Here is a 21374-nt window from a genome sequence, read left to right on the forward strand (position 1 = left end):
TGCAAGCGCAAGATTCCGCTGCTGTTCCTGCAGAACATCTCGGGCTTCATGGTCGGCGGCAAGTACGAGGCCGAAGGCATCGCCAAGCACGGCGCCAAGCTGGTCACCGCCGTCGCGAGCGCCGAGGTGCCCAAGTTCACCGTCCTGATCGGCGGCAGCTTCGGCGCCGGCAACTATGGCATGTGCGGCCGGGCTTATTCGCCGCGCTTCCTGTTCACCTGGCCCAACAGCCGCATCAGCGTGATGGGCGGCGAGCAGGCCGCCTCGGTGCTCGCCACCGTTCACCGCGACGCCGAGACTTGGACGCCGGAAGAGGCCGAGGCCTTCAAGGCGCCGGTGCGCCAGCGCTACGAGGACGAGGGCAATCCTTATTATGCGACCGCTCGCCTGTGGGACGACGGCATCATCGATCCGGTCCAGACCCGCGACGTGCTGGGCCTGGCCATCTCGGCCAGCCTGAACGCCCCCATCCCCGAGACGCGCTTCGGCGTCTTCAGGATGTAGACACGCACCCTCCTTCATCGAGGAAAGGGATCGTGTCTTAGGGCTGATACGGGCTCGGGCCGGCCTGTGGCGCGTTCCCGCGAGCCAGGTCGTCGGACAATGTCAGCGGGGCCGAGCCGCCATTCAGGCGTGCGCGATAGACCTGCATGTTCTCCATCACTCGCATCATGTAGTTGCGCGTCTCGGTGAAGGGCGCGCATTCTATGAAGTCGATGGGATCGACGCCGTTGGGGCCGCCTCGCGGGTCGCCGCAGCGGATGGGCCAGTCACGCGCCCGGCCCGGCCCGGCGTTGTAGCCGACCGTCGCCAGCAGCATCGAGCCGCCGAAGTTGTTGGTCAGTTCGGCCAGGTGATAGCTGCCCAGCGTCATGTTGTAGTCCGGGTCCCACAGCCGGTCGGCCGAATAGGACAGGCCCATGCGTCGCGCGACCGCCTGGGCGGTGGCCGGCAGGAATTGCATCATGCCGCGCGCGTCGGCGCTGGAGCGCGCCATGGGGTCGAAGCTGGATTCCTGTCGGGTGATGGCCAAGCTGAACTCGACCGGTGCGGCGCCCTGGACGGGGGGCGGCAGGCGCAGGGGATACTGGCGCTCGGGCAGCAGGAAGCCGCGCTGACTGGCGGCCCGGCCCACCATCATCGTGCCGAACTGATCGCCGGACAGCCGCACCAGGTCCATCAGCTGGGCCAGGTCGGACGGGCGCTCAAGCCGGTCGTCCAGGTGGTAGGCGAAGACCCGCACCAGCGCCTGCTCGCCCGACTGGGCCAGGATGCGGGTGGCGCGCACGACCTCATTGTTCTCGAAGCGGGCGATGTCGCTGTCCATCGGGTCCGGTTCGCCGGGCAGGGTCAGGGTGGTCATCCCGGCCTTTTCCGCCGCCAACTGGCCGTAGAAGGTCTGAATGTGCTCGGCGCCCGCGCGATAGAGGCCTTGCGCCGCCGCCCGGTCGTTGCGCGCCTCGGCCGCGCGACCCAGCCAGTAGAGGGCGCGCCCCTGGGTGATCGGGGTCGAGGAGGCCTGGCGCAGAGTCTCGAAATGCCGTGCCGCCGCTCCCGGGTCGTTCAGCTTGGTCAGGGCCACCCAGCCGGCGAAGAACTCGCCGTCCACCATACGGTCGCCGCCGGGGAAGCCGTGGCGGTCAAAGGCGTCATAGGCTGCGCGCCAGTTTCGGGCCTGCAGGGCGTCCAGGAAATAGTTGCGCCGCTCGCTCCACAGCGTGTTCTGGCCCTCGGAATGGCTGGGCGCCGAGGGCAGGGCGGCCAGCAGGGCGAAGCCCTCTGACTGACGACCGGCCGACCGCAGCAGCCGCACCCGCTCCAGCGCCACCGCCGGATCCGTCGCCTGAGCAGGCGTCAGGCCGGCCACGATGGCGTCGGGGGAATAGGCGGTGCGAAGCGCCAGCACGGCGTTCGCCACGGCCTGACGGTCGCTGGGGACCATGGCGATCACGGCGCGCGTGGCCGGTCCATGCGGCCCCAACAGCAGCATGTTCAGCCGCGCGACGTGATCGTCCTGGCTCAGCCAGCCGCCGAACTGCGTCAGCACACGCGTCTGCTGCGCCTCTTCGAACGACCGCGTGCGCCACCAGTCGCGAACCAGGGCGCGGGCCTCGTCGCGGCGGCCGCGCTGATCCATGGCCGAGGCCAGGGCGATCATGCCTTCGGGCGTGGTTGGCGCCGTGTCGCGGAACAGGGCCAGGGCGGCGTCGGGTCCGGCGCCTGCGCGGTCCAGCGCCCGTTCGGTGGCGGCCATGCGGCTGTCGCCGCGCGGCCAATCGCCATAGGCCTGCGCCGCCTGCGCCAGTTCGGCGTAGGATAGCTGAGCTGCGGACGTGTCGATCAGGGCCCAATCGACCAGCTTGCGCGTCGTCGGATCGCCGATCTGGGCCATTGTCGCCTGTGCGCCGATAACGTCGCGAGCTCGCGCCTGGGTCAGGCCCTGGCGGAACAGGGCCGCGTCCTGGGCCGAGATCACAGATCCAGACGCACCGGCCTGTGCATAGGGCGTGGCCTGGCTGTTGAGTGAGCCGGTCTGGTCAGCAGGCGTCGACGAGAGAATCGCCAGGGCGGCGGCCAGGGTGGTCGCTGTCATGATAAGCTTGATCCTCATTCATCCCGGTTGCGGCGGGCGGGTCGGCGACCTACCCTTTCCCGTCTTGAAAACGGCGTCCCACGCCAGTTCGCGCGCAGGCATCTAGTTCCCAAATGACGGCACCCTTGTTCAAGGGTGTGATCACCGCCCTGATCACACCTCTTCGTGATGGAAATGTGGACGAGGCGGCGTTCGACCGCCTGCTGGAGCGCCAGATCGCCGCCGGTGTGCACGGCGTCGTGCCGATGGGCACCACCGGCGAGAGCGCCAGCCTGACACTGGACGAGCACAAGCGCGTCGTGGAGCGCTGCGTGGCGGTCGCCGCCGGTCGGGTTCGGGTCATCGCCGGCGCCGGCGCCTCGGCGACCGACAAGGCCATCGACCTGGCGCGCTTCGCCAAGACGGTGGGGGCGGACGGCACGCTGGTCGTGACGCCCTATTACAATCGGCCCTCGCAGGCGGGGCTGGAGGCGCACTTCCGCGCCGTGGCCGACGCCGTTCAGATTCCCATGCTGCTCTACAACGTGCCGGGCCGAACGGGTGTCGACCTGGCCAATGAGACCGTGGCCGCGCTGGCCGACCACCCGAATGTCGTCGGCATCAAGGACGCGACCGGCGATCTGGGCCGGGTCAGTTGGATGCGCAATCACGTCGCCTCGGACTTCGCCCTGATCTCGGGCGACGACCCCAGCTGGCTGGGCTATCTGGCGCAGGGCGGCCATGGGGTGATCTCGGTGTCGTCCAATGTCGTGCCGGAGGGCATGGTGGCGCTGTATGACGCGGTTCAGTCGGGCGACCTGGCCCTGGCCCGCACCTGGCAGGATCGGCTGATCGGCCTGCACAAGGGTCTGTTCCTGGACAACAGCCCGTCGCCGACCAAGTTCGCCCTGTCGCGGCTGGGTCTGTGCGGCGAAGAGGTGCGGCTGCCGTTGGCGCCGACGCGCGAGGCGGTGCGTCCCGACATCGAGCGCGCCATGGCCGACGCCGGCGTGGTGGACTGATGGCTGCGGAGAAGCCCAAGTCCAAGACGATCGCCGAGAACCGGCGCGCGCGCTTCGACTACTTCCTGGAAGACAACCTCGAGGCCGGCATCCAGCTGCTGGGCACCGAGATCAAGGCGCTGCGCGACGGTCGGGCCAACATCGCCGAGAGCTATGCTGCGGTGGAGGGGCGCGAGATCGTGCTCGTGAACGCCGACATCCCGCCCTACAAACAGGCCAATCGCTTCAATCACGAGCCCCGGCGGCATCGCAAGCTGCTGCTGCACCGCAAGCAGATCGACAAGCTGATCGGCGCGGTCCAGCGCGAGGGCCGGACCATCATTCCGGTGCGGCTGTATCTGAACGAGTCCGGCAAGGCAAAGCTCGAGATCGCGCTCGCCAAGGGCAAGAAGAACCACGACAAGCGCGAAACCGAGGCCGCCCGCGACTGGCAGCGCGACAAGGCGCGGCTGATGCGCGAGAAGGGCTGATCCGTCAGCGCCTCAGACGCCGTCCGTCACGGCGTAGGCCATGACGCCGGTGGCGATGGCCAGGTTCAGGCTGTCGGCGCGCCCGCGCATGGGGATCTTGACGTTGACGTCGCAGGCGGCGGCCAGGCGATCGGTCAGGCCTGCCTGCTCATTGCCCATCAGGATCAGCGCAGGGTGGGTGATTTCGGCCTCGCGGTAGCCGACTGTGGCGTCCAGCCGCGTGCCCACGACCGAGCCAGGCCAGCCGGCGCGCCACGACAGGAACTCTTCGACCGAGGTTCGGCATATGGCGACGGCGAAGACCGATCCCATGGTAGCCCGCACCGCCTCGACCGAAAACGGATCGACGCAGTCGCCGATCAGGATCACCCCGCCGCAGCCCGCCGCGTCGGCCGTGCGCACGATGGTCCCCAGGTTACCTGGGTCGCGCACCTGCTCCAGGGCGATCCAGGCCGGTGCGCTGTCGGGCTTGATGGCGTCCAGAGGCGTGAAGGCCTGGTCGAACACGCCCAGCACAGTCTGCGGATTTTCCCGGCGGCTGATCTTTTCCAGGATCGGATAGGTCACGATCACGATCTCGCCGCCGGCCTTGAGCGTCTCCTGGCGGGCGCGGTCCAGCAGCGGGTGCGGCCGAGCATCCTGGCCGACCAGCAGCAGGCGAGGGGCGCGACCCTGATCCAGGGCCTCGCCGATGAACTTCAGCCCCTCGGCCAGGAACTGGCCGGTGGCCTCGCGGCCTTTGCGCATATGCAGGGCGCGCACGGCCTTGACCGTGTCGTTGGTCAAGGAGGTGATCAGCCGCTCGTTCATCGCACGGCTTCCCAGCGCGAGAAGAAGCTGAGGCCGATGGCGCGCGCGTCCGCGCCGTCCTCGCTTAAGGCCAGCTCGCCCCATTCGATCCGGCCCCCACGCCCTGCGGTCGCCTCGTCCATCAGGTGCGCCAGCGACAGCCCGGATATGCGCGCGGCGTAGGCGTTCAGCAGCAGGAAATCCGCGTCGTCCGACAGCAGGGCCGCGCAGTCGGTCAGCAGGCCAGGGAGGTCCTCAAACAGGCGCCAGACTTCGCCCGTGGGGCCGCGTCCATACTTGGGCGGGTCCAGGATGATGCCGTCGTACTTCGATCCGCGCCGCACCTCGCGCGCCACATATTTGCGCGCGTCCTCGACGATCCAGCGGATGGGGTGGTCCGACAGCCCAGACTGTTCAGCGTTCTCGCGCGCGTAGTTCACCGATTTTTTCGACGCGTCGACGTGCGTGACCTCGGCGCCGGCCGCCGCGCAGGCCAAGCTGGCGACGCCGGTGTAGCCGAACAGGTTCAGCACGCGCGGGCGTTTCAGCCCCCGGATGCGCTGATCCAGCCACTCCCAGTTGGCGGCCTGCTCGGGAAAGAAGGCGAGGTGGCGAAAGGGCGTGAACCGGCCGGTGAAACGCACGTCCCGCCAGGCCAGCGGGAAGGTCTCGACCGACCGGCCAGAGAAGCGCCAGCGCCCGCCGTCGTCTTCGTCCTGGGGATCGAAAACGGCGTGGGCGGCGTCGAAGGCGGCAGGATCGCGCGGCGCCCAGACGCACTGAGGCTCGGGCCGCACGACCGTATGGGGACCGTATCGCTCCAGCTTCCGGCCATGGCCGCTGTCCAGCAAGGCGTAGTCGGGCCAGGCGCGAGTCATCAGGACCTGGGGCTGGGCGGCGAGACGGTTGGACATGGCCGCCTCGATAGGCGCTCAGGCCGCCTGTCGTCCAGCGTCAGAGAGCGCGGGCGCCGCGCTTGAGGCCACATCGGCCGAGTGCGGGGTCTTGTCCCAGGCGTGAGGCTCGGTGGCGAGGCGAACAAGGGCGTGAGCAAAGGCCAGGCTGGTCAATGCCCAATACAGCGGCGCCTGCAGCATGTCGGTCAGTCCATAAGGCGCGCCTGCACGAACGGCGCCCAGTTTGCAGGTCAGCCAGGCCGCCCCAGAGCCGATCGCAAGCACCGCCATGGCCTCCAGCGGCACAAGCGGCGAAATCCCCGCCATCATCGGCACGAGCAACGCCGCGCCTAGCCAAGCCAGGGCGGGTCCGTGCAGAAGGGCGGATGTCACCGTCATGCCCAGGGTAACGACCAGGCTGAAGGCGCCGCGCACGCCCAGACCTTCCAGCCGCCGCGTATGAACGCCTAGCGTCTGCAGAAAGCCTTTCAACCACCGTGTGCGTTGCGGCAGCCAGGCGTGCAGCCCGTCGGGCGGCGTCTCATAGGTAGGGCGCGAGATCACGCCCAGTCGACCACCGCGCCGCCACAGGCGAAAACCCAGGTCGGCGTCTTCGGTGACGTTGTAAGGATCCCAGCCGCCGACCGCCTTCAGGGCGTCCGCGCGCAGGTGGTTGCTGGTGCCGCCCAGGGGAAACGGCAGATTCAGAGCGGCCATCCCGGGCAAGGCGACTTCGAACAGACCGGCGTACTCGGCGGCGAACTGTCGATCCACGAAGGTGGACGGGCTCTTGCCTCGACGGCGAATTCTCAAGGGCGCCTGGACCGCGACAAGATCTGGTTCGGTCATGAAGCGCGAGGCGGCTTCGCGCAGTTGCAGCGGGTCCGGGTCATCCTCGGCGTCGTAGATCGTCACCAACTCCCCGGTCGCGCGCGACAGGGCGTGATTCAGGGCGCGGGGCTTGGTGCACGGACCGCCCGGCGGAACGATGTGAACCTGTAGCCATGCCGGCCGAGCCAGGGCGGACACCGCCTCCAGCGTCGCCTTGTCATGCGCCTCGAGGACCAGAAAGCCCTCCAGGCGGTCATTCGGATAGTCGATCTCGGACAGGGCTTCGATCAGCAGAGGCGCGACTTCCGCCTCGTCATGCAGGGCCGCCAGTATGGTGTAGCGCGGCCAGCGGTTCGGCGGGGGCGGTGCGGGCGGACGTCGCAGGCTGGCCAGGCACAGGACGATGCGCCAGGCCGAGGCGGCCGCGAATCCTGCCCAAAGCAGATAAAGGATTCCTCGTCCAAGGGCGAAGGGGGCGAGCCAGAAGGCCAGCAGCAAGGCGGTGATGCAGGCCACACCGGCCCAGACCTGCCCGCCCGTCAATCCGCGCAGCACGGCGCCCTCGTGCGGCGCAGGACGGTTCAGGACGGCCGTCGGCAGCTCAACTCGACCGTGCATTGCATCCGTTTCCCATCCCAACGTTATCGCTAATGCGGCGGACGAGACAGGGCAAGCGGTTGCCGCGCCGCGCACGGCCCGGCTATGGATGCGACATCGGGTCGCCGCCCGCCGTCGGAGGATGCAGTTTGTCGCCTGTCGCTTCCGCCCGCTCGACCCGCAAGCCCAAGGGCGAAGGCCATGCGCGGCGCGCCGAAATCCTCGAGGCGGCCGAGCGTATATTCGTCGAGCACGGCTACGAAGGCGCGACCATCCGCAAGATCGCCGAGGCGGTCGGGCTATCCTCGACCGCCCTCTACATGCATTTCGCCGACAAGGGCGAAATCCTGCACGAAATCTGCCGCCAAGCCTTCGAGACGCTTATTGAACGCAATCGGGTTCAGGTCGCCCAGCCCATGGCGCCGGAGGCCAGACTGCGGCTGATGCTCGAGGATTACGTCCGCTTTGGCTTCGAGCAACCCAACGCCTATCGACTGATCTATCTGACCCGCCCTCAGGAGGCCGACGCCGCCCGCATAGCGGCCGAGGAGATCGGCGGCGAACTGTATCGATCGTTCGAGGCCGTCGTGGCCGAGGCCGGCGCCGCCGGCCGGCTGAAGGGTCAGACGAGGCCCACCGCGCAGGCCTTGTGGGCCGGCACGCACGGCGTGGTCTCGCTGATGATCACCAAGCCCTATTTTGACTGGGTAGAGGCCGACGCCCTGACCCGGACCTTGCTCGACGCCCTGTTCGACGGCCTGCTGAAGCCGTGAAAGCGGCTGTCGCTGCCCTGCTGGCGGTGCTGGGGGCATCCGAGCCGGCCCAGGCCAGGCCGCTGCGGATCATGGCCCTGGATCAGTGCGCCGATCAGTATGTCCTGGCCCTGCGACCCGACGCCGACGTGATCCTGTCTCCTCGAGCGGATGACCCAGACTCCTGGATGCGCGAGGCGGCCAGGGGGCGCCGACAACTGCGGCCGACGCTGGAAGCCGCGACGCTGGCGCGGCCCGACGTGGTGGTGCGTTACTGGGGCGGAGATGCACGCCTGCTGGCCGCGGTCGAGCGGGGTGGGGCGCGGACCGCGTCGATCCAGGACGCAAACGATTTCGAAGGCGTGCGCGCCAATCTGCGCGTTATTGGCCGCGCGCTGGACGCATTGGAGCGCGCCGAAGCCCTGATTTCCCGCATGGACCGCCGACTGGCGCAGGCCGGACAGGCCGCGCCTCGCACGGCGCTTTACCTGACGCCCGGCGGCTTCACGGCGGGGAAGGGGACGTTGATCGACGCCATGATGCGCGCTGCGCGCCTGACCAACCTGGCCGCCGCGCCGGGCTTCACGCCCGTCAGCGTGGAGCGTCTGGTCCTGGCGCCGCCCGCCGCCTTCATTCTCGGGTTCTACGATCAGATTCGGGCCGACTGGCGTGGGCCGGGCCGCCATCCGGTGTTGCGAGCCGCCGCACAAGGGCGGGTGGCCGCACGCATTCCCGCCGCCGCCCTGACCTGTCCGGCCTGGTTCGCGGCGGACGCCGCCGCGATGATGACGGAGACGGCGCGGTGAAGCGGCTCGCGCTTCTTCTCGGGCTTGCGCTGTTGTCTGGCCTGGCGCTGGCCATAGGCTTCGGCGAAGCGCCTCTGACCGGCGGTCAGTACGCCCAGGCCTTTGCCGACGGCTCTTCAGGACCGGGCCTGGTGCTTTGGCAGGTGCGGGCCCCGCGCGCCCTCTGCGCGGCCCTGGTCGGCGGGGCGCTGGGGCTGGCCGGAGCCGTGCTTCAGGGCTTGCTGCGAAACCCCTTGGCCGATCCTGGCGTGCTGGGGGTTTCGGCTACGGGGGCGCTGGCGGCGGCCCTCGCCATCGTCGCTGGCGCCGCCGCCGTTCCGGGCGCGGTCGAGGGCTCCGCCCTGATCGGCGCCGCCGGGGCCGGCGCGCTGTTGACGGTCGTTGCGCTGAAGGTGCGCGCGCCCGAGGCCTTGATCCTGTTCGGTGTCGCCTTGTCTGCTTTCGCTGGAGCGGCCACGGCCCTGATCTTCAACCTGTCTCCGTCTCCTATCGCCACGGCCGAGGTGATGAACTGGCTGCTCGGCTCGGTGGAGAACCGCAGCTGGATCGACGTGGCCTGGGTGGCGCCCGCCGTGGTCATGGCCGGCGTGCTGGCCGCGCGCGCCGCGCCGGGGCTGCGCCTGCTGACGCTTGGGGAAGAGGCGGCGGCGACCTCGGGTCTGTCGATGGGGCGAATGCGCGTTCTGGCCCTGCTTGCCGCCGCTGTCGCGGCCGGGGCGGCCGTCGCCGTATCCGGGGTGATCGGCTTTGTAGGCTTGGCCGCGCCGCACCTGGTTCGAACGGCTGTTCGGGGCGACCCCGGCCGTTTGCTGCTGCCTTCGGCTTTGGCGGGCGCCGTCATTCTGGTGGCAGCCGATCTGCTGGCGCGAGTCATTCCGACGGATCAGGAGCTGAAGCTGGGGGTGTTCACCGCCCTGATCGGCGCCCCCCTGTTCGCCCTCATCGCCTGGCGGGCGGCGCGGGAATGGCGGCTGTGAGCGCCCTGTCGCTGCACCAGGCATCGGCTCGGCTGGACGGCCGGCCGGTTTTGGAGGCCGTCGATCTGGCGGTCGCGCCGGGCGAACTGGTCGCCTTGGTCGGCCCGAACGGCGCGGGCAAATCCAGCGCCTTGCGCGCCCTGGCCGGGCTTCTGTCCCTGACGGCGGGCGAGACGCGACTGAACGGCGATGATCTGCGCCGGCTTGGTCATCGCGCGCGCGCGGACCGCCTGGCCTATCTGCCGCAGGAAAGGCGCATCGCCTGGAATCTGCCGGCGGTCGAACTGGCTGCGCTGGGGGCGCCTTTGCTTGCGGGACGCGAGGCGCTGGAGCGCGCCCGATTCTGGCTCGACCGGCTTGAGATCGGCGCCTTGGCCGACCGCGGCGTGGCCGAGATGTCGGGCGGTGAGCGCGCGCGGGTGCTGCTGGCGCGCGCCCTGGTCGCCGACGCCCCAGCCCTGATCGCCGACGAACCCTTGGCCGGGCTTGATCCCGAAGCGCAGTTATTGGTTGGCGAAGTTCTTCGAGAACAGGCCAGGGCCGGTCGCGCCGTCTTGATGACCCTGCACGACCTCACCCTCGCGGTCGGCCTGGCGAATCGCGTGGCGGTGATCGACCAAGGCCGGATCGTCGCCGACGGCCCGCCACTTCAGGCCTTGGCGCCGCCTATCCTGCGCTCGGTTTTTGGATTGGCGGGACGCTGGATCACCAGCGAAGGGGCACCCCTGCTGACGGCCGCTCGCGCGTAAGCGCCCTGATCGGATTCAGTCCAGCCGCTGCCAGCCCAAGGGTCGCAGGGCCTCAAGCGGCCTGAAGGCGGCCTTGTAGTCCATCTTCATCGAGCCCTGGACCCAATAGCCCAGGTAGACATAGGGCAGGCCGACGGTGGCTGCCTGACGCACATGGTCCAGGATGGCGAAGCGGCCGGGGCTGCGCGCCTCCAAGCTCGGGTCGAAGAAGCTGTAGACCATCGACAAGCCGTCGCCGAGCAGATCGGTCAGGCACACGCCCGCCAGATCGCCGGGGCCGCCGTCGGGCGAAGGAAGGCGATATTCGATCAGATGGGTGCGCACGGCCGTATCCTCGACCATGGCCACATAGTCCAGCCAGCCCATCTCGCTCATCCCGCCCTCGGGGTGGCGGGCGTGCAGATAGCGGCGCAGCAGCTCGTACTGTTCGACTGTCGCCTCGGCCTCGACCAGATCGCGCGACAGGTCGGCGTTGCGCGCGAGCACCCGGCGCTGCGAGCGGGAAAAGGCGAAGTCGGTCACGGGCAGACGCACCGAGACACAGGCGTCGCAGCTTTCGCACGCGGGACGATAGGCGATGTTCTGGCTGCGGCGGAAGCCGGCGTTGGTCAGCTGGTCGTTGACGTGCGGCCCGTCGTGGAAGGGCAGGTTGGCGAAGACCTTTCGCTCGAACTGACCGGGCAGATACGGGCAGGGGGCGGCCGCCGTCATGAAGAAGCGCAGCTGACGACTGGGGACGTGCTGGGTCACGGCGTCAGCTTCCGCATCCGATTTCGCCGACAGTGTGGCCGACCTTTAGGCATGCCGCATTTAGGCGCCGTCTCGCGCCGCGCCGCAAGAGGGCGGCGCTCATGGTCACAGGCTGGTGTCGCGCGGCAGGACCGGCGCCTCGCGAAGCAGCACGATGGCGATGCGGCGATTGCCGGCCAGGCTGGGATCGTCGGGATACAGCGGGTCTGAGCCCGCCTTGCCTGAGACCTGATAGACCCGGTCCGGATCCACGCCCGCGCCTTGAAGAATCTGGCGGGACGCATCCGCGCGCTGGGCCGACAGCGGCCAGTCGCCCGGAGCGGAGGCGCGGCTGGAGCCGGCGACGGCGGAGGTGTGACCGGTGACCGAAATGCGGTTCGGCAACTGGTTGACGACGCGCGATACCGCCCGCAGCAGCAGCTGTGCGCGCGCATTGGGCCGGGCCGAGTTCATGTCGAACATCGAGCGGCCTTCCTGATCGACCAGCTGGATGCGCAGGCCCTCGGGCGTCTGGTCGATGATCAGCTGTTTCGACAGCTCGGCCAGTTCGGGCATGGACTGCATGGCCTGACGCAGGGATTCAGCAGCGGAGGCGAAGTCGGCGGCCTCGCGGCGCGCGATTTCGTCGCGCAGGTCCTGTTCGGAGGCTGCGGCGAGGTTGGAGCTCTGACCGGCCTCGGACGGTGCGTCCGGCGGCGCCTCGGGCGCAAGCTGACTGAACACCGACATGGACCCCGCGCCCTTGGCGCCCGCGTCGCCCAGCGCCGTGCCGCCCAGAATGCCGCCCGAGCCGGACGTGGTCTGGCTGACGCTGGCAGGCGCGAAATACTCGGCGATGCCGCGCTTCTGTTCCGGATCGGTCGTGTTGATCAGCCACATCAGCAGGAAGAAGGCCATCATGGCGGTCACGAAGTCCGCATAGGCCACCTTCCACGCGCCGCCGTGGTGGCCGTGCCCGGCCACCTTCTTGACCTTCTTGATCATGATGGGGCGGTCAGAGACCGACATGGGCGAACCTGGCGTAAGGGATATCCGTAAACCCTGATCCCACGCCCGCCTTAAGGATCGGTTTCAAATCAGGACGGCGGACGGCTTGCCGTGCGGACCGCGACGCCCTAGGTCCGGCGGGTGAGCGACGATCAGACCGCCCCCTTCGACGTGCGCGCCTATCGCCGGGCGCTGGGCGGCTTCGCCACGGGCGTCTGCGTGGTCACGGCCCATACGGCCGAGGGGCCGTTCGGCATCACCGTCAACTCCTTCACCTCGGTTTCGCTCGAGCCGCCTCTTGTGCTGTGGTGCCTGGACGTAGCGTCGGACCGCCATGACGCCTTCGCCGGCGCCGAGCGGTTCGCCGTTCATGTGCTGCCGGTCGAGGACCGAGACATGTCGGACCGGTTCGCCTGGGGTGTCTGCCGCCTGTCGGATGACGAGTTCGAGGTCGGCGATCCAACCCCGCCGCGCTTGAAGAACGCGCTGACGCGTCTGGACTGTCTGACGCACGAGCGCATTCCGATGGGCGACCACCTGATCGTGGTGGGCCGCGTGACGGCTTACGAAGCCGCCGACAGCGGGGACGCCCTGACCTATTTCCGCGGCGCCTATGGTCGCGCGGACGATCCCAAGAGGTCTGAGACATGAAGATCGGTTTCGCGGGCCTGGGCGTCATGGGCGCGCCGATGGCGCGGCATCTGGTGAAGGCGAACCACGACGTCGCCGGGTTCAATCGCTCACCCGAAAAAGCCCGCGCCTGGGCCGAGACCACGGGCGGGCGGTTCGCCGAAACGGTGGCGGACGCTGCGGACGGCGCCGAATTGTTCATTCTCTGCGTGGGCAACGACGACGACGTCCGCGCCGTGGTGGAGAGGGCCCTGCCGGCGCTGGCGAGCGGGGCGGTGATTGTGGATCACACCACGACATCGGCCAAGGTGGCGCGTGAGATGGCAGAGCGGGCCGGCGCGGGCGGTCGGCGTTTCATCGACGCCCCCGTTTCCGGGGGGCAGGCCGGCGCCGAGAACGGCCAGCTCAGCGTCATGGCCGGCGGGGACGCCGAGGCGCTGGAGCGCGCGCGGCCGGCGCTGGAAACCTATTCCAAGGCGATTAAGCATATGGGGCCTTCGGGCGCCGGGCAGCTGACCAAGATGGTCAATCAGATCTGCATCGCCGGCGTGGTCCAGGGCCTGGCCGAAGCGGTGCACTTCGCCGAGCAGGCCGGGCTTGATCCCACCGCCGTCTATGACGCTGTGTCCAAGGGCGCGGCGCAGAGTTGGCAGATGGATAACCGCTGGGCGACCATGGCCCGGGGCGGGTTCGACTTCGGCTTCGCCGTCGACTGGATGCGCAAGGACCTGGGCCTGGTGCTGGACGAATCGCGGGCCAACGGCTCGCACCTGGCGCTGACGGCCCTGGTGGATCAGTTCTATTCCGAAATTCAGGCGATGGGGGGCGGCCGTTGGGACACCTCCAGCCTGAAGGCGAGGCTGAAGGGCCCGTCGGGCGCTTAGTCGCTAAACCTTGCGCACGAACTCGGCGCGCAGGACCAATCCCTTGATGGAGGGGTGGCGGCAGTCGATTTCCTGATCGTCGCCGGTCAGGCGGATCGACTTGATGACCGTGCCGCGCTTCAGCGTCTGGCCCGCGCCCTTGACCGTCAGGTCCTTGATCAGGGTCACGGCGTCGCCGTCGGACAGGGCGTTGCCGACCGCATCGACCACCTTGACGCTCGAGGCCGCAGCCTTGTCGGCGGCTTCGGCGGGGCTGAGCCACTCGCCCGAGGCTTCGTCATAGACGTAGTCCTGATCGCTCATGCTCAGCGTCCCAGGAGCCGCGCCGCCTGGGGCGCGAAATAGGTCAGCACGCCGGCGCAGCCCGCGCGCTTGAACGCCGACAGCGTCTCCAGCACGGCGCGATCCTCGTCCAGCCAGCCCTGGGCGATGGAAGCCTTCATCATCGCGAACTCGCCCGACACCTGATAGGCGAAGGTGGGCACGCGGAAGGTCTCTGACACGCGCCGTACGATGTCGAGATAGGGCAGGCCCGGTTTGACCATCACCGCGTCCGCCCCCTCGGCGATGTCCATGGCGACCTCGCGCAGAGCCTCGTCGGAGTTGGCGTAGTCCATCTGATAGGTCTTCTTGTCGCCCACCAGCATCTTGGCCGAGCCCACCGCGTCGCGATACGGGCCGTAAAAGGCCGAGGCGTATTTGGCGGCGTAGGACAGAATCAGCGTGTCCTGGAAGCCGTTGGCCTCCAGCGCCTCGCGGATGGCCTGAACGCGGCCGTCCATCATGTCGGACGGGGCCACCACGTCCGCGCCGGCATGGGCGTGGATGAAGGCCTGTTCGGCCAGCCGATCCAGCGAGGCGTCGTTGACCACCCGGCCGTCCTCCACGACGCCGTCGTGACCATGGTCGGTGTAGCAGTCCAGCGCCACATCGGTCATGACGCCGACCTCGGGCGCGGCGTCCTTGATCGCCTTGATGCAGTCGGGGATCAGGCCGTCGGGGTCGGTCGCGCCGGTCCCGACCGCGTCCTTGATCGCGCCGTCGACGTTGGGGAACAGGGCGACCATCGGAATGCCCAGGTCGCGCGCCTCGACCGCCGCCTTGGCGGCTTCCTTGGGCGACAGGCGGAAGACGCCCGGCATGGAGGCGACGGCCTGCCGGTCGTCGGCGCCGTCATGCACGATCAGCGGCCAGACCAGATCGGCCGGGGTCAGCAGGGTCTCGGCGGTCAGGCGGCGCACCCACGGGCTGGACCGCAGGCGGCGCGGGCGGGCGAGCGGGAAGGGCGCGGGGGCGAAGGGCTGGCTGGTCATGGCCGCTGTCTAGACCGCGCGCGGGCCCAGGTGAAGCGATGCAACCGCGGTCCGCCCTCCGCCGTATCTGTCGGCATGAACCCGATCCTGCGTAGAAACCTATTGCTTGGCGGCGCCGCGCTGATGGCGGGTTGCTCGCCGCAAAAGGCCGATGCGTCCGACGGGCGCTTCGCCGGATCATCGTGGCGGCGGCTGACCGACGATCAGTGGCGCGCCCGGCTGCCGCGCGCCAGCTATGACGTGCTCCGCCGCGAGAAGACCGAACGGGCCGGGACCAGTCCCCTGGACCGCGAAGGGCGCGCCGGGACCTTCTCCTGCCGCGGTTGCGGGCTAAGCTTGTTTCGCTCCGAATGGAAGTACGACAGCGGCACCGGCTGGCCCAGCTTCTGGCAGGTCGAGCGCGCCAATGTCGGGTTCAAGACCGACTACGCCATGGTTTTTCCGCGCACCGAATATCACTGCGCGCGGTGCCTGGGGCACCAGGGCCACGTTTTCGACGACGGCCCGCGGCCGACCGGAAAACGCTATTGCAACAACGGCGTGGCGCTGACTTTCACCGCGGCTTGAGCTTGTGCGCCTTGATCGCGGACTCGATCGTCAGGGCGAACCAGATGGCGGCGATGATGACCAGCAGGCCCAGGTCGCGCCCGGGCCAGAACAGCGGGATTAGCGCCATGATCATGTTCATCAGCGGAAACAGCCCGGCCCACACCAAGGTGGACGGCGCATCCGGCAGGATCATCGGCGGCCGGCTGAGGCCCAGGCGCTTGGACAGCAAGGCGTTCATCGGCAGAAAGGCCAGGATAACCACGGCCGACATGATCACATAGCGCAGCCACAGCCCTTCCGGCCCGTAGATCGAGGCCGTCATCAGCACCAGGGCGAAAGGGAAGGCGGTGGCCAGCGCCAGCAGCAGGTTCGGTTCGACGCGGTTCAAGACTTCACTTTCACATAGCTGCCCGGCGCGGGCTCGATCGGCTTCATCGGACCCTTGGATGGATCGCGCGCCGCGATCCAGTCGCCCGAGCGCGAATGCAGCCATTCGCCCCAGTGGCCCCACCAGCTGCCGGGTTGCTCGGCCGCGCCGGCGCGCCACTCCTCAAGCGTTTCTGGCAGGGCGTCGTTGATCCAGTGCTGATACTTGTTAGCCGAGGGCGGATTGATGACCCCGGCGATATGGCCCGATCCCGCCAGGGTCAGGGTGACGGCCGCATTGGTGAAGGCGCGGGCCGAGCGATAGACCGAATTCATCGGCGCGATATGGTCCTCGCGGCTGGCCTGGAAGTAGAGCGGGATCGTCACCTTGGTCAGGTCGATCGGCTCGCCGCCGATTTCGAACAGGCCTTGGGTCAGGGCGTTCTTGCCGTACATGGAGCGCAGATAGTCCATGTGCAGCGCCTTGGGCATGCGCGTCTGATCGGCGTTCCAGAACAGCAGATCGAACGCAGGCGGCGCCTTGCCCATCAGATAGTTGCTGACGAAGAACGACCAGATCAGGTCGTTGGCCCTGAGCGCGTTGAAGGTCTCGGCCATGGCCGCGCCAGGCAGCACGCCGCCGGCGGCGTCCATCTGCTGCTCGACCTGCTCCAGCCAGTGCTCGTCGGTGAACAGCAGCAGATCGCCGGCCTCGGCGAAGTCGTGCTGGGCGGCGAAGAAGGTGGCCGCACCAATGCGCTTGTCCTTCCGCGCCGCCATATGGGCCAGGGCCGCGCCGAGCAGGGTGCCGCCTATGCAGTAGCCGACCGCGTTCAACTGCTTGGCGCCCGACTGCTCCAGCGCCTTGTCGACGCAGCGGTAGATGCCCTTCTCCAGATATTCCGGGAAGCCGAACTCGGCCTTGTCCTTGTCCGGATTGACCCACGAACAGACGAAGACGGTGAAGCCCTGGGCCGACAGCCAGCGGATCAGCGAGTTCGCCGGCTGCAGGTCCATGATGTAGAATTTGTTGATCCACGGCGGGAAGATCAGCAGCGGAATGGCGCGCTGCTTGTCGGTCGCGGCGTCGTACTGGATCAGCTCGAACAACTCGTCGCGCCAGACGACCTGGCCCGGCGCCGTGGCCACGTTCTCGCCGACGGTGAAGCGGCCGTAGTCGGCCTGGCTGATCTTGAGCTTGCCTTGTCCGCGCTCCAGATCGGCGGCGAAGTTCTGCATCCCCTGGACCAGGCTCTCGCCGCTGGTTTCGGCCAGGGCCTTCAGCGCCGCGGGGTTGGAGGCCAGGAAGTTGGCCGGGGAAAAAGCGTCGGTCAGCAGCTTGGTGAAGAACTCGGCCCGGCGCTTGACCCTGGGATCGACGTCTTCGACCGAGGACACCAGTCCGTTCATCCAGTCCGACGTCACCAGATACGATCGGCGCATGACGTCGAACATCGGGTTCTCGGACCAGGCCGGATCCTTGAACCGCTTGTCGGCGGGCGCAGGCGTCGGCGCCTCGCCCGCCGCCTGACGCGCGGTCGAGGCCCACAAGTCCATATAGCGGCCGAACAGATCCGCCTGGGCCTGGAACAGCTTTTCGGGCCGCGCCGCCAGACTGGTCATGACCGAGGTCATCGCAGGCGCGACATTGAACGGGTCGGGCGACAGGGCGGCGGGCCGATCGGCCTGGCTGAGCGCCGCCTCGGCGATCGCGGACTGGGCGGTCATGGCCGCCTTGGCCAGGTTCAGCGACAGGGTTTCGATCAACTGGCGCTGATCGAAACCCGGCTCCGGCGCCTGCGTCGAGGCGTCGGCGGGTTTTTCGGACGGCGGGGGAGGGGCCGCCTGGGACTCGGCTTCCCGTGTAGCTTTCGCCTTTGCCGCGGCGCGCGGGCGCGACGCCTTGGGCGAGGTAGGGCGGCCGGCCTTGCGCGCGGGCTTGTCGGCGGTGTCGGCGGGGCGCTTGGCCATGGGGTGTCCTCCGTCGAAATCGGTCGCGGGCGCGCGGGGTGCGCCTTTCGCCCAGGGGGATCATGGCATATGACCGATCCTGAAATGAACGCGTTTTCCATCAGAAAGTTGAAGGCGCCGGTCGCGACGGGCGCGCTGGCGGCTCTGGGGTTCAGCCTGAGCGGTTGTGCTTTGGGCTTCGACCCGGCCACCGATGCGGCCTCGCCGCTTGCGCCTCGTGTTCAGCAGCTGGTGGACGCCAACCGTGAATATCCCCGCTGGGAGAACTTCCCCGCCGCACCGACAGGCCTGCCGGCGCCGGTCGAGGTCGCCACGCGCGTCAATACGCTGCGCGCCACTCAAGGGGCCCTGGCCGCCGAGATCGCGGCCAATCCGCAAATCCTCGAAAACCCAGCCGCCTTCGAGGCCGAAACGCGCGCCCGCGTCGAGGCCGTGCCGGTGTCGCCTGATTCGATCCGCACCCTGTCGGACATCGATGAGTTCGCGCGCCGCCAGCGCGCCCGCGCCGCCGCGCCGCCGCCCATCGACCGGCATCCCGATCGTCGTTGAACGCGCTTTCACGACACCGTCGCCCGGACATGAGAATCCGGGGATCATGACCCCAGGAGACTCCATGGCCGACACGACCGCCCCCTACGCCACGACCCCATACTCTACGACTTTGGCCGCTGACGCGGCGCAGGTGACCGAACTGGCCGCCATCGCCTCTCACGCCCAGATCGGGCGCGGCGACGAAAAGCACGCCGACCAGCTGGCGGTGGACGCCATGCGCACCGCGCTGAACCGCCTCGACATCGACGGCAAGATCGTCATCGGCGAGGGCGAGCGCGACGAGGCGCCCATGCTGTACATCGGCGAGAAGGTCGGCACCGGCAAAGGCCCGGCCATCGACATCGCCCTGGACCCGCTGGAAGGCACGACGCTGACGGCCAAGGCCATGGCCAACGCCCTGACCGTGCTGGCCATGTCGCCGGGCGGCGGCATGCTGCACGCGCCCGACACCTATATGGACAAGATCGCCATCGGGCCGGGCTATGCGCCGGGCACCGTCGATCTGGACATGAGCCCGCAGGAGAATGTCCGCTCGCTGGCCTCGGCCAAGGGCGTCGACCCGCGCGAGATCACCGTCTGCGTCATGGACCGTCCGCGGCACGCCGAGTTGATCGCGGCCCTGCGCGAAGTCGGGGCCAAGGTCATGCTGATCACCGACGGCGACGTGGCCGGGGTGATCCACACCGCCGAGCCGGAGACCGGCATCGACCTTTATCTGGGTTCGGGCGGCGCGCCCGAGGGCGTGCTGGCGGCGGCCGCGCTGAAATGCGTCGGCGGCCACTTCCAGGGCCGGCTGCTGTTCCGCAATGACGACGAGCGGGCGCGCGCCTCGCGCACCGGCGTCACCGACTTCGACCGCAAGTATGACCTGCACGATCTGGTGTCCAAGGACGCCGTCTTCGCCGCCACGGGCGTGACCAAGGGCGCCATGCTGGATGGCGTTCGCTTCGCTAACGGCCAGGTGACGACGCATACTCTGGTGATGGATTCCTTCACCCGCACCGTGCGGCGCATCCACACCACGCGGCCAGCCTGATGGCGGACGGCGGACCTCTGCGCGCGGAGTCCGCCTTCCTGGGCGTCGAACGGTCCCTGTCGGGCCGGGCCTGGCGTCTGCGACCGGCGGAAAGCACCGTCACCCGCGCCCACATGCAGGCGCTGGGTCTGGACGAACCGCTGGCGCGCGCGCTGGCGTCGCGCGGCGTGCGGGCCGATCAGGGCGAGCAATTCCTGCGCCCGACGTTCAAGGCCCTGTTTCCCGACCCGTCGTGCTTCACCGACATGGACGCCGCGGCCGAGGCGATCGTCGAGGCGGCCGAGCGCGGCGCCAAGGTCCACGTCTTCGCCGACTACGACGTGGATGGCGCCTCCAGCGCGGCGCTTCTGGTGCGCTGGTTTCGGGCGTTCGGCGCGGAGCTGCCGATCTATGTGCCGGACCGCCTGACCGAGGGCTACGGCCCCAGCCCGCGCGCCTTCGACACCCTGAAGGCCCAGGGCGCGGAGCTGGTTGTCACCGTGGATTGCGGCGCGGCCGCCAATGAGGCGCTGGAGCACGCCGCTAAGATCGGGCTGGAGGTCGTGGTGATCGACCATCACATGATGCGCGCCCAGCCGCCGCGCGCCCGTGCCGTGGTCAATCCCAACCGGCCGGGCTGCAACTCGGGCCAGGGCAATCTGGCGGCGGCGGGGGTGGTGTTCGTGCTGCTGGCCGCGCTGAACCGCGAGGCGCGGAAGCGTGGCCTGTTCGGCCCAGACCGGCCCGAGCCCGACATCCGCCGCTGGCTGGACCTGGCGGCCATGGGCGCGATCTGCGACGTGACCGGCCTGACCGGCTTCAACCGGGCGCTGACGGGCATGGGTTTGAAGGTCATGTCGGACTGGGCCAATCCGGGCCTTGCGGCCCTGCTGGCCGCTGCCGGAGCCGAACAGGACGTCGCCAAGTCCAATCACGCCGGCTTCATCCTAGGGCCGCGCATCAACGCCGGCGGGCGGATCGGCCGCGCCGACCTTGGCGCACGGCTGCTGTCCACCGACGACCCCGACGAGGCTCGCGCCATCGCGCTGGAGCTGGACGCGCTGAACCGCACCCGCCGCGAGGTCGAGGCGGCTGTCACGGACCAGGCCCTGCGCCGTGTCGAAGCCTCCGGCGCCCATGCCGACGACAGCGCGGTGGTGGTTGTCGAAGGCGACGACTGGCACCCCGGCGTGGTCGGCATCGTCGCCGGCCGTCTGCGCGAACGATTCAGAAAGCCGGTGGTGGTGATCGGCGTCGATCCGGTCACGGGCGTCGGCAAGGGCTCGGGCCGGTCGCAGCCCGGCATGAACCTGGGCGGTGCGGTTCAGGGAGCCTGGGAGGCGGGCCTGCTGTTGGCCGGCGGCGGCCACGCAATGGCGGCGGGCCTGACGGTCGCGCGCGGCGGCGTCGATCCGCTGCGCGATTTCCTGAACGACCGTCTGGCCGACGAGCGCGGCGCGGCGGTAGCCCAGGACTGGGTCGAGATCGACGCCCTGATCGATCCGCGCGGCACGACGCGCGATCTGTTCGAATCGTTCGAACAACTAGCGCCCTTCGGCCCCGCCAATCCCGAGCCCCTGTTCGCCCTGGAAGGTGTGCAGGCACGCGAGCCCGTGGCGATGAACGGCGGTCATGTGCGGTGCCGTCTGGTCGGACCCGACGGCGCGTCGGTCAAGGCGATCTGGTGGCGCTGCGCGGACCTGCCGGGCGGCAAGGCGCTGCTGTCGGGGCAGGGCGGGCTGAGCGTCGCGGGCCGTCTCAAGGCCGACGACTGGAACGGCCGACGCGGCGTCCAGTTCGAGATCGAGGACGCCGCCGACCCGCGAATGGGTTGATCGACAAAGAGCGGCGTTTTTCGCTGAACAGGCGCTTGCAACCGCCGGAATCGCCCGCTAT

General features: G+C 69.0%; 23 protein-coding genes. 13 read left to right on the forward strand and 10 right to left on the reverse strand.

The window, feature by feature from the left end; genetic code table 11:
• Positions 1-504: carboxyl transferase domain-containing protein (locus tag ACK4I0_RS11190; protein ID WP_409610960.1), on the forward strand; the 504-nt coding region annotated here is incomplete at its 5' end.
• Positions 505-541: 37 nt separating this feature from the next.
• Here ACK4I0_RS11190 and ACK4I0_RS11195 read toward each other — a convergent pair.
• On the reverse strand, positions 542-2593 hold the full coding sequence (locus ACK4I0_RS11195; RefSeq protein WP_409610962.1) for a transglycosylase SLT domain-containing protein: 2052 nt from the start codon (positions 2591-2593) through the stop codon (positions 542-544).
• A 113-nt stretch (positions 2594-2706) separates the two neighbouring features.
• On the opposite strand from ACK4I0_RS11195, the gene dapA reads away from it, so the two are divergent.
• Together dapA and smpB are read left to right on the forward strand one after the other, a co-directional pair.
• Positions 2707-3594: a 4-hydroxy-tetrahydrodipicolinate synthase gene (dapA, locus tag ACK4I0_RS11200; protein WP_409610964.1), complete on the forward strand. Its 888-nt coding sequence runs from the start codon at positions 2707-2709 to the stop codon at positions 3592-3594.
• Positions 3594-4064: an SsrA-binding protein SmpB gene (gene smpB / locus ACK4I0_RS11205; protein ID WP_135064819.1), complete on the forward strand. Its 471-nt coding sequence runs from the start codon at positions 3594-3596 to the stop codon at positions 4062-4064. The genes dapA and smpB overlap by 1 nt, the downstream gene beginning before the upstream one ends.
• A gap of 12 nt (positions 4065-4076) precedes the next feature.
• On the opposite strand, the gene ACK4I0_RS11210 is transcribed toward smpB, so the two are convergent.
• Genes ACK4I0_RS11210 through ACK4I0_RS11220 form a run of 3 tightly spaced genes read right to left on the reverse strand, consistent with a single transcriptional unit; the run spans position 4077 to position 7198 of the window.
• On the reverse strand, positions 4077-4874 hold the full coding sequence (locus ACK4I0_RS11210; RefSeq protein ID WP_409610967.1) for a TrmH family RNA methyltransferase: 798 nt from the start codon (positions 4872-4874) through the stop codon (positions 4077-4079).
• Positions 4871-5767, reverse strand: a complete 897-nt coding sequence (locus ACK4I0_RS11215) for a class I SAM-dependent methyltransferase (RefSeq protein ID WP_409610969.1) — start codon at positions 5765-5767, stop codon at positions 4871-4873. Before ACK4I0_RS11215 ends, ACK4I0_RS11210 begins: the two co-directional genes overlap by 4 nt.
• A gap of 18 nt (positions 5768-5785) precedes the next feature.
• Positions 5786-7198: a glycosyltransferase family 2 protein gene (locus tag ACK4I0_RS11220; protein ID WP_409610971.1), complete on the reverse strand. Its 1413-nt coding sequence runs from the start codon at positions 7196-7198 to the stop codon at positions 5786-5788.
• A gap of 128 nt (positions 7199-7326) precedes the next feature.
• Here ACK4I0_RS11220 and ACK4I0_RS11225 point away from each other — a divergent pair, with 128 nt between their 5' ends.
• Genes ACK4I0_RS11225 through ACK4I0_RS11240 form a run of 4 tightly spaced genes read left to right on the forward strand, consistent with a single transcriptional unit; the run spans position 7327 to position 10461 of the window.
• Positions 7327-7950: a TetR/AcrR family transcriptional regulator gene (locus ACK4I0_RS11225; protein ID WP_409610973.1), complete on the forward strand. Its 624-nt coding sequence runs from the start codon at positions 7327-7329 to the stop codon at positions 7948-7950.
• Positions 7947-8735: an ABC transporter substrate-binding protein gene (locus tag ACK4I0_RS11230; protein WP_409610975.1), complete on the forward strand. Its 789-nt coding sequence runs from the start codon at positions 7947-7949 to the stop codon at positions 8733-8735. Before ACK4I0_RS11225 ends, ACK4I0_RS11230 begins: the two co-directional genes overlap by 4 nt.
• Positions 8732-9712 (forward strand): FecCD family ABC transporter permease, encoded by a 981-nt coding sequence (locus ACK4I0_RS11235; protein WP_409610977.1) that lies wholly within the window; start codon positions 8732-8734, stop codon positions 9710-9712. The genes ACK4I0_RS11230 and ACK4I0_RS11235 overlap by 4 nt, the downstream gene beginning before the upstream one ends.
• Complete coding sequence (locus tag ACK4I0_RS11240) at positions 9700-10461, forward strand: ABC transporter ATP-binding protein (RefSeq protein ID WP_409610979.1); 762 nt, start codon at positions 9700-9702, stop codon at positions 10459-10461. Before ACK4I0_RS11235 ends, ACK4I0_RS11240 begins: the two co-directional genes overlap by 13 nt.
• 15 nt (positions 10462-10476) lie before the next feature.
• Here ACK4I0_RS11240 and ACK4I0_RS11245 read toward each other — a convergent pair whose 3' ends face one another.
• Together ACK4I0_RS11245 and ACK4I0_RS11250 are read right to left on the reverse strand one after the other, a co-directional pair.
• Positions 10477-11211 (reverse strand): arginyltransferase, encoded by a 735-nt coding sequence (locus tag ACK4I0_RS11245; RefSeq protein ID WP_409610981.1) that lies wholly within the window; start codon positions 11209-11211, stop codon positions 10477-10479.
• Positions 11212-11316: 105 nt separating this feature from the next.
• Positions 11317-12219 carry a flagellar motor protein MotB gene (locus tag ACK4I0_RS11250; RefSeq protein ID WP_409610983.1) on the reverse strand — a complete coding sequence of 301 codons (903 nt, stop codon included), beginning with the start codon at positions 12217-12219 and terminating at the stop codon, positions 11317-11319.
• 120 nt (positions 12220-12339) lie between these two features.
• On the opposite strand from ACK4I0_RS11250, the gene ACK4I0_RS11255 reads away from it, so the two are divergent.
• Both ACK4I0_RS11255 and ACK4I0_RS11260 read left to right on the forward strand, forming a co-directional pair.
• Positions 12340-12849, forward strand: coding sequence for a flavin reductase family protein (locus ACK4I0_RS11255; RefSeq protein ID WP_409610985.1), 510 nt, complete (start codon positions 12340-12342; stop codon positions 12847-12849).
• Positions 12846-13712, forward strand: coding sequence for an NAD(P)-dependent oxidoreductase (locus tag ACK4I0_RS11260; protein ID WP_409610987.1), 867 nt, complete (start codon positions 12846-12848; stop codon positions 13710-13712). The genes ACK4I0_RS11255 and ACK4I0_RS11260 overlap by 4 nt, the downstream gene beginning before the upstream one ends.
• A 3-nt stretch (positions 13713-13715) precedes the next feature.
• Here the strand turns inward: ACK4I0_RS11260 and ACK4I0_RS11265 are convergent, their stop codons facing one another.
• The gene (locus tag ACK4I0_RS11265) at positions 13716-13922 is read right to left on the reverse strand and encodes an alkylphosphonate utilization protein (RefSeq protein WP_409611038.1); all 207 of its coding nucleotides are present in this window, start codon (positions 13920-13922) and stop codon (positions 13716-13718) included.
• Positions 13923-14017: 95 nt separating this feature from the next.
• The gene (hemB, locus tag ACK4I0_RS11270; protein WP_409610989.1) at positions 14018-15025 is read right to left on the reverse strand and encodes a porphobilinogen synthase; all 1008 of its coding nucleotides are present in this window, start codon (positions 15023-15025) and stop codon (positions 14018-14020) included.
• Positions 15026-15100: 75 nt separating this feature from the next.
• On the opposite strand from hemB, the gene msrB reads away from it, so the two are divergent.
• Complete coding sequence (gene msrB / locus ACK4I0_RS11275; RefSeq protein WP_409610991.1) at positions 15101-15592, forward strand: peptide-methionine (R)-S-oxide reductase MsrB; 492 nt, start codon at positions 15101-15103, stop codon at positions 15590-15592.
• Here the strand turns inward: msrB and ACK4I0_RS11280 are convergent.
• Together ACK4I0_RS11280 and phaC are read right to left on the reverse strand one after the other, a co-directional pair.
• Complete coding sequence (locus ACK4I0_RS11280) at positions 15579-15962, reverse strand: hypothetical protein (protein ID WP_409610993.1); 384 nt, start codon at positions 15960-15962, stop codon at positions 15579-15581. The two genes, msrB and ACK4I0_RS11280, sit on opposite strands and share 14 nt — an antisense overlap.
• On the reverse strand, positions 15959-17911 hold the full coding sequence (phaC, locus tag ACK4I0_RS11285) for a class I poly(R)-hydroxyalkanoic acid synthase (RefSeq protein ID WP_409610995.1): 1953 nt from the start codon (positions 17909-17911) through the stop codon (positions 15959-15961). The genes ACK4I0_RS11280 and phaC overlap by 4 nt, the downstream gene beginning before the upstream one ends.
• Before the next feature lie 69 nt (positions 17912-17980).
• Here phaC and ACK4I0_RS11290 point away from each other — a divergent pair, with 69 nt between their 5' ends.
• The 3 genes from ACK4I0_RS11290 to recJ all read left to right on the forward strand — a co-directional run bounded on the left by ACK4I0_RS11290 (position 17981) and on the right by recJ (position 21313).
• Positions 17981-18460 carry a hypothetical protein gene (locus ACK4I0_RS11290; protein WP_409610997.1) on the forward strand — a complete coding sequence of 160 codons (480 nt, stop codon included), beginning with the start codon at positions 17981-17983 and terminating at the stop codon, positions 18458-18460.
• 64 nt (positions 18461-18524) lie between these two features.
• Entirely contained in the window at positions 18525-19499 is a 975-nt protein-coding gene (gene glpX, locus ACK4I0_RS11295) for a class II fructose-bisphosphatase (protein WP_409610999.1), read from the forward strand.
• The gene (gene recJ / locus ACK4I0_RS11300) at positions 19499-21313 is read left to right on the forward strand and encodes a single-stranded-DNA-specific exonuclease RecJ (protein ID WP_409611001.1); all 1815 of its coding nucleotides are present in this window, start codon (positions 19499-19501) and stop codon (positions 21311-21313) included. Before glpX ends, recJ begins: the two co-directional genes overlap by 1 nt.
• Positions 21314-21374 lie beyond the last annotated feature (61 nt).

The sequence above is a fragment of the Brevundimonas sp. genome (genome assembly GCF_046295775.1).
Lineage (GTDB): Bacteria > Pseudomonadota > Alphaproteobacteria > Caulobacterales > Caulobacteraceae > Brevundimonas.